General features: G+C 53.0%; 18 protein-coding genes, 1 tRNA gene and 1 pseudogene. 19 read left to right on the forward strand and 1 reads right to left on the reverse strand.

Features of this window, described 5'->3' with window-relative positions:
* A complete protein-coding gene (gene proC, locus AC097W_RS16075) occupies window positions 1-816 on the reverse strand; it encodes a pyrroline-5-carboxylate reductase (RefSeq protein WP_479603631.1) in 816 nt (271 codons plus the stop codon).
* A 282-nt stretch (window positions 817-1,098) separates the two neighbouring features.
* Between proC and rplN the strand changes: the two genes are divergently transcribed.
* The 19 genes and pseudogenes from rplN (at window position 1,099) to AC097W_RS16170 (ending at window position 10,113) form a co-directional block, all read left to right on the forward strand.
* Entirely contained in the window at window positions 1,099-1,467 is a 369-nt protein-coding gene (rplN, locus tag AC097W_RS16080; RefSeq protein WP_117178124.1) for a 50S ribosomal protein L14, read from the forward strand.
* A 9-nt stretch (window positions 1,468-1,476) separates the two neighbouring features.
* Window positions 1,477-1,797 carry a 50S ribosomal protein L24 gene (rplX, locus tag AC097W_RS16085; protein WP_479603632.1) on the forward strand — a complete coding sequence of 107 codons (321 nt, stop codon included), beginning with the start codon at window positions 1,477-1,479 and terminating at the stop codon, window positions 1,795-1,797.
* A 2-nt stretch (window positions 1,798-1,799) separates the two neighbouring features.
* The gene (gene rplE, locus AC097W_RS16090; RefSeq protein ID WP_479603633.1) at window positions 1,800-2,339 is read left to right on the forward strand and encodes a 50S ribosomal protein L5; all 540 of its coding nucleotides are present in this window, start codon (window positions 1,800-1,802) and stop codon (window positions 2,337-2,339) included.
* Between the two features lie 8 nt (window positions 2,340-2,347).
* Complete coding sequence (gene rpsN / locus AC097W_RS16095; protein ID WP_479603634.1) at window positions 2,348-2,653, forward strand: 30S ribosomal protein S14; 306 nt, start codon at window positions 2,348-2,350, stop codon at window positions 2,651-2,653.
* An 18-nt stretch (window positions 2,654-2,671) separates the two neighbouring features.
* Window positions 2,672-3,067 carry a 30S ribosomal protein S8 gene (rpsH, locus tag AC097W_RS16100; protein WP_479603635.1) on the forward strand — a complete coding sequence of 132 codons (396 nt, stop codon included), beginning with the start codon at window positions 2,672-2,674 and terminating at the stop codon, window positions 3,065-3,067.
* Between the two features lie 24 nt (window positions 3,068-3,091).
* Entirely contained in the window at window positions 3,092-3,625 is a 534-nt protein-coding gene (gene rplF / locus AC097W_RS16105; protein ID WP_479603636.1) for a 50S ribosomal protein L6, read from the forward strand.
* Window positions 3,626-3,636: 11 nt separating this feature from the next.
* Window positions 3,637-4,002, forward strand: coding sequence for a 50S ribosomal protein L18 (gene rplR / locus AC097W_RS16110; protein WP_479603637.1), 366 nt, complete (start codon window positions 3,637-3,639; stop codon window positions 4,000-4,002).
* A 17-nt stretch (window positions 4,003-4,019) separates the two neighbouring features.
* Window positions 4,020-4,544: a 30S ribosomal protein S5 gene (rpsE, locus tag AC097W_RS16115; protein ID WP_479603638.1), complete on the forward strand. Its 525-nt coding sequence runs from the start codon at window positions 4,020-4,022 to the stop codon at window positions 4,542-4,544.
* A 14-nt stretch (window positions 4,545-4,558) separates the two neighbouring features.
* Window positions 4,559-4,741, forward strand: a complete 183-nt coding sequence (gene rpmD, locus AC097W_RS16120) for a 50S ribosomal protein L30 (protein ID WP_479603639.1) — start codon at window positions 4,559-4,561, stop codon at window positions 4,739-4,741.
* 10 nt (window positions 4,742-4,751) lie between these two features.
* On the forward strand, window positions 4,752-5,183 hold the full coding sequence (gene rplO / locus AC097W_RS16125; RefSeq protein WP_479603640.1) for a 50S ribosomal protein L15: 432 nt from the start codon (window positions 4,752-4,754) through the stop codon (window positions 5,181-5,183).
* 25 nt (window positions 5,184-5,208) lie between these two features.
* Complete coding sequence (gene secY / locus AC097W_RS16130) at window positions 5,209-6,519, forward strand: preprotein translocase subunit SecY (RefSeq protein WP_479603641.1); 1,311 nt, start codon at window positions 5,209-5,211, stop codon at window positions 6,517-6,519.
* Between the two features lie 51 nt (window positions 6,520-6,570).
* Window positions 6,571-6,752: pseudogene (gene infA, locus AC097W_RS16135) on the forward strand (translation initiation factor IF-1).
* Between the two features lie 59 nt (window positions 6,753-6,811).
* Window positions 6,812-6,925 (forward strand): 50S ribosomal protein L36, encoded by a 114-nt coding sequence (rpmJ, locus tag AC097W_RS16140; RefSeq protein ID WP_012348927.1) that lies wholly within the window; start codon window positions 6,812-6,814, stop codon window positions 6,923-6,925.
* 24 nt (window positions 6,926-6,949) lie between these two features.
* Complete coding sequence (gene rpsM, locus AC097W_RS16145; RefSeq protein WP_296697827.1) at window positions 6,950-7,315, forward strand: 30S ribosomal protein S13; 366 nt, start codon at window positions 6,950-6,952, stop codon at window positions 7,313-7,315.
* A gap of 19 nt (window positions 7,316-7,334) precedes the next feature.
* Window positions 7,335-7,739, forward strand: a complete 405-nt coding sequence (gene rpsK / locus AC097W_RS16150; protein ID WP_029706489.1) for a 30S ribosomal protein S11 — start codon at window positions 7,335-7,337, stop codon at window positions 7,737-7,739.
* An 80-nt stretch (window positions 7,740-7,819) separates the two neighbouring features.
* On the forward strand, window positions 7,820-8,443 hold the full coding sequence (gene rpsD / locus AC097W_RS16155; RefSeq protein ID WP_479603642.1) for a 30S ribosomal protein S4: 624 nt from the start codon (window positions 7,820-7,822) through the stop codon (window positions 8,441-8,443).
* 107 nt (window positions 8,444-8,550) lie between these two features.
* Window positions 8,551-9,540 (forward strand): DNA-directed RNA polymerase subunit alpha, encoded by a 990-nt coding sequence (locus AC097W_RS16160; protein ID WP_479603643.1) that lies wholly within the window; start codon window positions 8,551-8,553, stop codon window positions 9,538-9,540.
* A 77-nt stretch (window positions 9,541-9,617) separates the two neighbouring features.
* Window positions 9,618-10,013, forward strand: coding sequence for a 50S ribosomal protein L17 (rplQ, locus tag AC097W_RS16165; protein WP_479603644.1), 396 nt, complete (start codon window positions 9,618-9,620; stop codon window positions 10,011-10,013).
* Window positions 10,014-10,036: 23 nt separating this feature from the next.
* Window positions 10,037-10,113 (forward strand) — tRNA-Met (locus AC097W_RS16170).
* The last annotated feature ends 600 nt before the right edge of the window (window positions 10,114-10,713 follow it).

The following is a 10,713-nucleotide window of genomic DNA, read 5'->3' on the forward strand; positions in this document are numbered from 1 at the left end:
TCAAGACGCGCCAAACTCCTGTCCCAGTTCTGTAGCGCGTTTCTGGGCTGCAAACAGGGCTTTTGCAAACAAGGCCTTCACACCATCCTCGTCCATGGAAGTGATGGCGGCATAGGTCGTGCCACCTTTGGACGTCACGCGCGCACGCAGCACCTCGGGTGCTTCCGTCGATGCGCGGGCCAACTCACCAGCGCCGATGAAAGTAGCCACGGCCAGCCTGTGTGCCTGCGTGGCGTCAAGGCCCATTTCCACACCGGCTTCTGTCATGGCTTCCATGAAATAGAACATATAGGCCGGCCCGGAGCCTGAAACGGCCGTCACGGCATCCAGCTGTTCCTCCTTGGTGAGCCACAAGTACTCACCGGTGGTGGCAATAACCCGCTCGGCCAGTTGCCGGTCCGCCCCTGTAACGGCAGGGCGCGCGTACAGGGCGGTGATGCCTTTGCCTATCAGTGCGGGCGTATTGGGCATGGACCGGATGATCCGCTCGTTCTCCAGCCAGCGGGCAATGCTGTCGCTGCGAATGCCCGCTGCAACGCTCAGATGCACCGCATTGCGCGTATGCGCCGCGACCTGAAGCGCTGCTTCCCGGAAGGTTTGGGGCTTTACCGCCCACACAACCAGCGATGCTTGGTTCAGAAATGAATCGCCCTGCGGATGCGCAGCGATTCCAAATCGGGACTGAAGCAGTTCCTGGGCTGGGGCAAAGGGTTCGACCACGTCAATCTGATCGCGCGCAAATCCCTGGTTGATCAGGCCGCCGATGATGGCGCTGGCCATATTGCCTCCGCCGATAAATGCAATGCGTTCAGTCATGTGATCCTCTGTTGTGCTGCGGAAGCCATTGTCGCAGGCCGTTTGTTGCGCTTTGCGGCGCTTTTTTGGCGAACATTTGTGAGTGCTTGAAGAAAAATGTTTGACCAGGACTAAAAACGGTGGCATACTAGCGGGCTTCGCTTGTAAAAGTACGAAGTTTCTGCCCAAATGGATGCAGCACGAGTGGTTTGTGTTGTAGACAACGGGCCCAAGACTGACTTGGTGTTGGTGCTTTCCGATGGTCGGTAGGTGTCACTCCTGGTGCAAGTTGGGAATATTGAAATGATCCAGACTGAATCTCGATTAGAAGTTGCCGACAATACCGGCGCTAAATCCGTCCTGTGCATTAAGGTGCTGGGTGGTTCGAAGCGTCGTTACGCAAGTGTCGGTGACATTATTAAAGTTAGCATTAAAGAAGCTGCTCCACGTGGACGCGTCAAAAAAGGCGAGGTCTACAGTGCGGTTGTGGTTCGCACTGCCAAGGGTATTCGTCGTAGCGACGGTTCCTTGGTCAAGTTTGATGGCAATGCTGCTGTGTTGCTGAACGCCAAATTGGAGCCTATCGGCACCCGCATCTTTGGACCCGTGACGCGTGAATTGCGTACCGAAAAGTTCATGAAGATTGTGTCTTTGGCTCCTGAAGTTTTGTAAGGACGCGCCATGAATAAGATTCGCAAAGGCGATGAAGTCATCGTTATCACAGGCCGTGATAAGGGTAAGCGCGGGACTGTTTCCCTGCGCAAAGACGAGACCATGCTGGTCGTCGACGGTGTCAACTTGGTGAAAAAACACACCAAGCCAAACCCGCTCAAGGGTGCGGTCGGCGGTATTGTTGAAAAGACAATGCCCATCCATCAGTCCAACGTAGCGATTTTCAACGCTGCGACTGGCAAGGCGGATCGTGTCGGTATCAAGATGCTGGCTGACGGTAAGCGCACTCGCGTTTACAAGTCGAGCGGCGAAGAAATCAAGGTGGCATAACCATGGCTCGTTTGCAACAAATTTACCGCGAAAAATTAGCGCCTGAGTTGATGGCCAAGTTTGGCTACACATCTCCGATGCAGGTGCCGCGTCTCTCCAAGATCACCCTGAATATGGGTGTGAGTGAAGCAGTAGCCGACAAGAAGGTTATGGACAACGCAGTGGGTGACCTGACGAAGATTGCTGGTCAAAAGCCAGTGGTTACCATGTCCAAGAAAGCTATCGCGGGTTTCAAGATTCGTGAAAACCAGGCAATTGGTTGTATGGTGACTTTGCGTGGTGTGCAGATGTATGAGTTCCTGGACCGTTTCGTTACCGTGGCTCTGCCGCGTGTTCGTGACTTCCGTGGTATCTCGGGTCGAGCATTCGATGGCCGCGGTAACTACAACATCGGCGTCAAAGAGCAGATCATTTTTCCTGAAATTGAATATGACAAGGTTGATGCCTTGCGTGGTCTCAATATCAGCATTACCACGACGGCAAAGACCGATGAAGAGTGCAAGGCGCTTCTCGTTGGCTTCCGTTTCCCGTTCAAGAACTGAGGTGACTCGTGGCTAAAATGGCTTTAATCCAGCGAGAGCTGAAGCGTGATCAGTTGGCGGCAAAGTACGCCAAGAAATACGCTGAATTCAAGGCAATTGCCGGTGACTTTAAGCGTACCGATGACGAGCGCGCAGCGGCTCGTCTGGGTTTGCAAAAACTCCCGCGCAATTCAAACCCAACCCGTCAACGTAACCGTTGTGCCATCACTGGCCGTCCACGTGGTACGTTCCAGCACTTCGGTCTGGCTCGGGCAAAGATTCGTGAAATGGCCTTTGCAGGGGAAATCCCCGGCATAGTCAAGGCCAGCTGGTAAGCGATAGGAGAACGAACCATGAGCATGAGTGATCCAATTGCTGACTTGTTGACACGCATCCGCAATGCACAGATGGTGGCCAAAACCACTGTTTCGGTGCCATCTTCCAAAGTGAAGATTGCCATTGCGCAAGTGTTGCAAGACGAAGGCTACATTGACAGTTTCAAAGTTTCCACAACAGACGGCAAAGCTGCTCTGGAAATTGTCTTGAAATATTACGCTGGTCGCCCAGTAATCGAACGCATTGAGCGTGTGAGCCGTCCTGGTTTGCGCGTTTACCGTGGCAGCGATGCAATCCCACAGGTCCAAAATGGCCTAGGTGTTGCAATCATCACAACACCTCAGGGTGTGATGACCGATCGCAAGGCTCGCGCTACCGGTGTCGGTGGCGAAGTCTTGTGTTACGTCGCTTAACGCTACATAGAGGAGAAATTAAAAATGTCCCGTGTAGGTAAACTTCCCGTTCTGGTGCCAGCTGGTGTCGACGTGTCTATCAAAGACGCTCAGATCAGTGTGAAAGGTGCAGGCGGCTCGCTGCAGTTGACGCTCAACGCCTTGGTAAAGGTTGTTAGTGACGCTGGTAAGCTGAGCTTCTCTCCCGCCAATGATTCCCGTGAGGCAGATGCCATGTCCGGCACCATGCGTCAGTTGGTGAATAACATGGTTGTGGGCGTCACAAAGGGTTTCGAAAAGAAGCTCAGCCTGATTGGTGTGGGTTACAAAGCCCAGGCCGCTGGCGCCAAGTTGAACCTCGCAGTCGGATACTCGCATCCTGTCAATATCGACATGCCTGCTGGTATCTCCGTTGCGACGCCAACGCCAACCGAAATTTTGATTAAAGGTGCTGATCGCCAGCGCGTTGGTCAAATCGCCGCAGAGATTCGTGCTGTTCGTCCACCTGAGCCCTACAAGGGCAAGGGTATCCGCTATGCGGACGAGAAGATCACGATCAAAGAAACCAAGAAGAAATAAGGAGCTGCATCATGTTGACCAAAAAAGAGCAGCGCCTTCGCAGGGCACGTCAGACCCGCATCCGCATTGCCAACCAAGGCGTTGCGAGGTTGTCGGTAAACCGGACCAATCTGCACATCTACGCTTGTGTTATCTCTGGCGACGGTGGAAAGATTTTGGCTTCTGCCTCAACGGCCGAACTCGAAGTTCGCAAGTCGTTGGGTGGTTCGGGCAAAGGCGGGAATGTTTCCGCAGCCCAAATTATTGGCAAGCGTCTGGCTGAAAAGGCCAAGGCGGTTGGTGTTGAGAAAGTCGCGTTTGATCGTGCAGGGTTTGCGTACCATGGCCGCGTCAAGGCGTTGGCTGATGCGGCACGTGAAGCTGGCTTGCAGTTCTAAGCAGATCGGAAATAAAGATGGCTAAAGTTCAAGCGAAAATGCAGGGTAAGGCTGAAGGGCCTGAAGACGGACTGCGCGAAAAAATGATCGCGATCAATCGCGTTACCAAAGTGGTTAAGGGTGGTCGAATCCTCGGATTTGCTGCGCTGACTGTTGTGGGTGACGGCGAAGGTCGCGTCGGCATGGGCAAGGGCAAATCCAAGGAAGTGCCTGCTGCAGTGCAGAAGGCTATGGAAGAAGCCCGTCGCAACATGATCAAGGTAACGCTGAAAAACGGTTCCATTCACCACAAAGTGATGGGTCACCACGGCGCTGCAAACGTCATGATGGCTCCTGCCCCCAAGGGTACGGGCATCATTGCCGGCGGTCCGATGCGCGCTGTGTTTGAAGTGATTGGTATCACGGACATCGTGGCAAAAAGCCATGGTTCCTCCAATCCTTACAATATGGTCCGTGCCACTCTGGATGCTCTGTCGGTGTCTACGACACCTTCGCAGGTTGCAGCCAAGCGCGGCAAGACTGTAGAAGAGATCTTCGTTTGATCGGGGACTTCAAAATGACTACACAACAAACCGTAAAAATCCAATTGGTCCGCAGTCCAATTGGTTGCAAAGAATCTCATCGCGCTACTGTGCGCGGATTGGGTCTGCGCAAGATTCGTAGCACCAGCGAGCTGGTCGATACGCCCGAAGTTCGGGGCATGATTAACAAGATCAGTTACCTGGTCAAGGTGCTTTAAGAGGTTAATGATGGAACTCAATAGCATTAAGCCTGCTGATGGCGCAAAGCATTACAAGCGCCGCGTGGGACGCGGAATTGGATCAGGAATCGGCAAAACGGCAGGTCGCGGTCACAAGGGACAAAAATCCCGTGCCGGCGGCTACCATAAGGTCGGTTTTGAGGGTGGTCAGATGCCTATGCATCGCCGCTTGCCAAAGCGCGGTTTCAAATCCCATTTGCTCCAGTTCAACGCTGAAGTTACTCTGACGGCACTGGAGGCGATTGGTATGCCCGAGGTCGATCTGTTGACTTTGAAGCAGGCGAAACTGGTGGGTCAAATGGCCAAGGTTGTGAAGGTTATCAACACCGGAACAATTTCGAAAGCCGTGAAGCTCAATGGTATCGGTGCAACTGCTGGTGCCAAAGCGGCTATTGAAGCTGCTGGTGGCAGTGTTGCCTAATTCGATAAGCTGAAAGATAAAACAAGTGGCAACTAACGCAGCTCAAATAGCAAAAACAGGGAAGTTCGGCGATTTGCGTCGCCGCCTCGTGTTTTTGTTGCTGGCGCTCGTCGTGTACCGGGTCGGCGCGCACATACCTGTGCCGGGAATCGACCCAGCACAGCTGCAGCAGTTGTTCAAGGGACAGCAGGGCGGAATCCTGAGTCTCTTCAACATGTTTTCTGGTGGAGCCCTGTCGAGGTTCACAATTTTTGCGCTGGGGATCATGCCGTACATTTCGGCGTCGATCATCATGCAACTGTTGGGGTATGTGTTGCCCACTTTTGAGCAGTTGAAAAAGGAAGGCGAAGCCGGACGGCGGAAAATTACGCAGTACACGCGGTACGGGACGCTCGGACTGGCGTTGTTCCAGTCTCTTGGGATTGCGTTGGCCTTAGAGTCTTCTGCGGGCTTGGTGATTACACCTGGGTTTGCTTTCCGGATGACATCGGTGGTTACGTTGACCGCCGGTACGATGTTTTTGATGTGGTTGGGTGAGCAGATTACCGAGCGCGGGCTTGGCAATGGCATCTCCATCCTGATATTTGGTGGTATCGCCGCAGGCTTGCCCAATGCGATTGGTGGTCTGCTGGAGCTGGTGCGTACTGGCGCTATGAGTATCATCGTTGCACTGTTAGTTGTTGTGCTGGTGGCCTTGGTAACGTATTTTGTGGTGTTCGTGGAGCGTGGGCAGCGAAAGATACTGGTGAATTACGCTCGACGTCAGGTGGGTAACAAGGTCTACGGTGGGCAATCGTCGCACCTTCCCTTGAAGCTGAACATGGCGGGTGTGATTCCTCCGATATTTGCGTCATCCATCATATTGCTTCCGGCGACGGTAGCGAACTGGTTTAGTTCGGGTGACTCTATGCGCTGGCTGAAGGACATCGCGAGCACATTGAGTCCAGGACAACCGGTGTATGTGATGTTGTATGCCGCTGCGATTATTTTCTTCTGTTTCTTCTACACCGCGTTGGTCTTCAACAGCCGTGAGACGGCAGACAACCTGAAGAAGAGCGGTGCGTTCATACCGGGTATCCGACCTGGAGACCAGACCGCGAAGTACATCGACAAGATATTGTTGAGGCTGACATTGGCTGGTGCGATCTACATCACGCTGGTGTGTTTGTTGCCGGAGTTTCTGATTTTGAAGTACAACGTGCCGTTCTATTTCGGGGGCACGTCGCTACTGATTATTGTGGTGGTGACCATGGATTTCATGGCCCAGGTGCAGAATTACATGATGTCGCAACAGTACGAGTCATTGTTAAAGAAGGCTAACTTTAAGGCTTCCTGAGGCGACCGAAGACAGACGTCTGATGACGATGTTGTTCAGAAGCCGGGAGAGGTGATAAAAAATCTCCCCAACGCGACATTTCGCGTGAAGCTGAAAATGGCCATGTGGTTTTGGGTCACATTGCTGGGAAAATGCGGGTTCACTAGATTCGCAAATTGCCAAGTGGCTAAGTGACAGTGGGATCAAACCCGTACGAGCTAAGTCGTGCGAGGATTGTTTTCAAAGCAAAGTAACAGCGCATGTTCCGCGCGAATCAAAGTCGGAACGGAGCGAAAAGTTTTAGGAGAGAAATATGAAAGTTTCAGCTTCGGTCAAGAAGATTTGCCGCAACTGCAAAATCATCCGCCGTAAGGGTGTTGTGCGTGTGATCTGTACCGACCCGCGCCATAAGCAGCGCCAGGGTTAATTGCAAGAGTTTTAGAGGACGAAAATGGCACGTATCGCTGGCATCAATATTCCGCCGCAACAGCATTCCGAGATTGGCCTGACCGCCATTTTTGGTATCGGTCGCACACGCGCTCGCAAAATTTGCGAAGCTTGTGGCATTGCTTATTCCAAGAAGGTCAAAGACCTGACCGATGGTGATCTGGAAAAAATCCGGGATCAGATCGCTCAGTTCACGATTGAGGGTGATTTGCGTCGTGAGACGACGATGAACATCAAGCGTTTGATGGATATCGGTTGCTATCGCGGTTTCCGTCATCGCCGTGGTCTTCCCATGCGAGGTCAACGGACCCGCACGAATGCACGTACTCGCAAAGGCCCGCGTAAGGCTGCTGCGTCATTGAAGAAATAACAGGGATTGAGAGACCACTATGGCAAAAGCTCCCGCAAATAACGCAGCTCAGCGCGTTCGCAAAAAAGTTCGTAAAAACGTAGCGGACGGCATTGCGCACGTACACGCTTCGTTCAATAACACCATCATCACGATCACTGATCGTCAGGGTAATGCCTTGTCGTGGGCGTCGTCGGGTGGTCAAGGTTTTAAGGGCTCCCGCAAGTCCACTCCGTTCGCTGCTCAGGTGGCTTCCGAGGTGGCAGGACGTGCAGCTCTTGAGCAAGGCATCAAGAACCTGGACGTTGAGATCAAGGGCCCCGGTCCCGGTCGCGAGTCCTCGGTTCGTGCACTGGCCGCACTGGGCATCCGTATCAACATGATTGCCGATGTCACGCCAGTTCCACATAACGGATGCCGCCCTCAAAAGCGTCGCCGGATCTAATTTTTAACAAGCCCACCGCCATCAGCAGCCGCTGATGGCTCCCGCATTTCTGTGCGGCAGATGACATAAAGGAAGTTCAAGTGGCACGCTACCTCGGCCCCAAGGCCAAACTATCACGCCGTGAAGGCACCGACCTGTTTCTCAAGAGCGCACGTCGCGCCATTGGTGACAAGGCGAAATTTGATTCCAAGCCTGGTCAACACGGACGCACTTCCGGTGCCCGTACGTCTGATTACGGTTTGCAGTTGCGCGAAAAGCAAAAAGTCAAACGCATGTACGGCATTTTGGAGCGCCAGTTCCGCCGCTACTTCGAAGAAGCTGACCGCCGTAAGGGCAACACGGGTGCCAACCTGCTGTCTTTGCTGGAATCCCGTCTGGACAACGTCGTCTATCGCATGGGTTTCGGTTCGACGCGTGCAGAAGCCCGTCAGATGGTTTCGCACAAGGCCATCACGGTTAATGGGAATTCTGTGAATATTCCGTCGTACCTCGTGAAGGCTGGCGATGTTGTCGCCGTGCGCGAGAAGTCCAAAAAGCAGAACCGTGTGGTCGAGGCGCTGCAACTCGCTCAACAAGTTGGCATGCCTGCTTGGGTTGAGGTTAGCCTTGACAAGGCCGAGGGTACGTTCAAGTCCGTCCCCGATCGTGACCAGTTCGGTGCCGACATCAATGAATCATTGATCGTCGAATTGTATTCACGCTAATCGCGTTTGAATCTTAGAAATCGTTCCTTGGCCGCAGGATTCTGCGGCCAAGGTGCTTCACCAGCCTTACCGACGTAACGAGTCGGGGGTATTGAGAGGAAGTCTGCATGCAAAACAGTTTGCTGAAACCCAAATCCATTAGCGTAGAACAACTCGGGTTGAACCGCGCCAAAGTGTCGCTGGAGCCATTCGAGCGTGGCTATGGCCACACCCTCGGTAACGCGCTGCGTCGCGTATTGCTGTCTTCCATGCCGGGTTTCGCGGCGACGGAAGTCACCATCGCTGGCGTACTGCACGAGTACTCATCAATCGATGGAGTTCAGGAAGATGTCGTCAACATTTTGTTGAACCTCAAGGGTGTGGTTTTCAAGCTGCACAATCGCGATGAAGTGACCCTGAGTTTGCGCAAGGATACGGAGGGTGTTGTTACTGCTGCGGACATCCAGACGCCTCACGACGTCGAAATTATTAATCCCGGTCACGTCATTGCCAATTTGTCTCACGGCGGCAAGCTGGACATGCAGATCAAGGTTGAAAAGGGGCGCGGTTACGTGCCTGGTACCATGCGCCGTCACGCGGATGAGCCAAACAAGTCCATTGGTCGTATCGTGTTGGATGCGTCGTTTTCGCCGGTCAAACGCGTTAGCTATACCGTTGAGAGCGCTCGCGTCGAGCAGCGTACCGATCTGGACAAGCTGGTGGTCGAAATTGAAACTAACGGCGCAGTCTCGGCTGAAGATGCCGTTCGGGCCTCTGCCAAGATTTTGGTAGAGCAACTGGCTGTATTTGCTCAGCTTGAAGGTAGTGAGCTGGCTGCATTCGATGCACCGGCACCACGCGGAAATACGCAGTTCGATCCGATTCTGCTGCGTCCGGTTGATGAGCTTGAGTTGACGGTTCGGTCGGCAAATTGCCTGAAGGCGGAGAACATTTATTACATCGGTGACCTGATTCAGCGCACCGAAAATGAGTTGCTTAAGACCCCTAATCTGGGCCGTAAGTCACTCAATGAAATCAAGGAAGTACTCGCTTCCCGCGGTCTCACTTTGGGCATGAAGCTCGAAAGCTGGCCGCCTGCAGCGCTCGAAAAGCGTTAATTATTGAACCCCTCGGGGTTCCGTGCCAAGAGCAGTACCTGATACGGCTGCTTTTTTAAATACTAAGGAAATCTACCATGCGTCACGGACACGGTCTACGTAAACTCAATCGCACCAGCTCACATCGTTTGGCGATGTTGCGCAACATGATGAATTCGCTTATCGAGCATGAAGTCATCAAAACTACCGTTCCAAAAGCCAAAGAGCTGCGTCGCGTAATTGAGCCGATGATTACTTTGGCCAAAGTGGCCACTGTTGCCAATCGCCGTCTGGCATTTGACCGGCTGCGCGATCGCGATAGCGTGACCAAGCTGTTCAATGACTTGGGCCCCCGTTTCAACGCGCGTCCAGGCGGCTACACCCGTATTTTGAAGATGGGTTTCCGTGTTGGCGATAATGCGCCGATGGCGTTGGTGGAATTAGTTGATCGTGCTGCAGAAATTGTTGCTGCAGATGATGCAACGGTAGCGTAAATAGGTTATAATTTAGGTCTTGACGCGGAGTGGAGCAGCCTGGTAGCTCGTTGGGCTCATAACCCAAAGGTCGTTAGTTCAAATCTAGCCTCCGCAACCAATAGATACGTGGAATTCCACGACACAATGGCTCACTTCGGTGGGCCATTTTTGTTTTGTGCCTTCGTTGTGCCCAGGCTGTTTTACCTAGATGGTTTTATGACCATTGGGTCTGTGCCTAAAATTAAGTAGATTGCAATGTATGCACTCGAACGTGTTGGTGGCCTCATGAACCATTGGTTAATCCCGGTCGATCTTCAGCTCTAGCCTCGTCAATGTAGCAAACTGGATCGCTTCTTTGACCGACTCTGTAGGGCAATAGCTGTCGGCCATGGCCGTTTGGCCAATTCACACAATCGACCCCAAGCGGACTTCTATCAACCCGGGCTCATGACCGGATAGCAGAAAGTGATGACAGCGTTTTGCAAGAGGGCTGTGACATCGGTCGGTAGTTTGACGACAGATGGGATTAAATGGTGTCTCAGCGGGCATGGCGTAAGTGACTGATTTATATAGGTGAACAACGATAGAAGCCATACCGTGTGTTAGTGCAACATCCTTTCTGTAATTTCCCTGAGCATTGAACCTGGCGGTTCTTGGTTCTGGGGATTTTTTAAACAGGCCCCTGCCAGGCCGCCGGAGGCCCCCCTTGTCAGGGGTC

Source organism: Rhodoferax sp. GT1R46 (assembly GCF_056521285.1).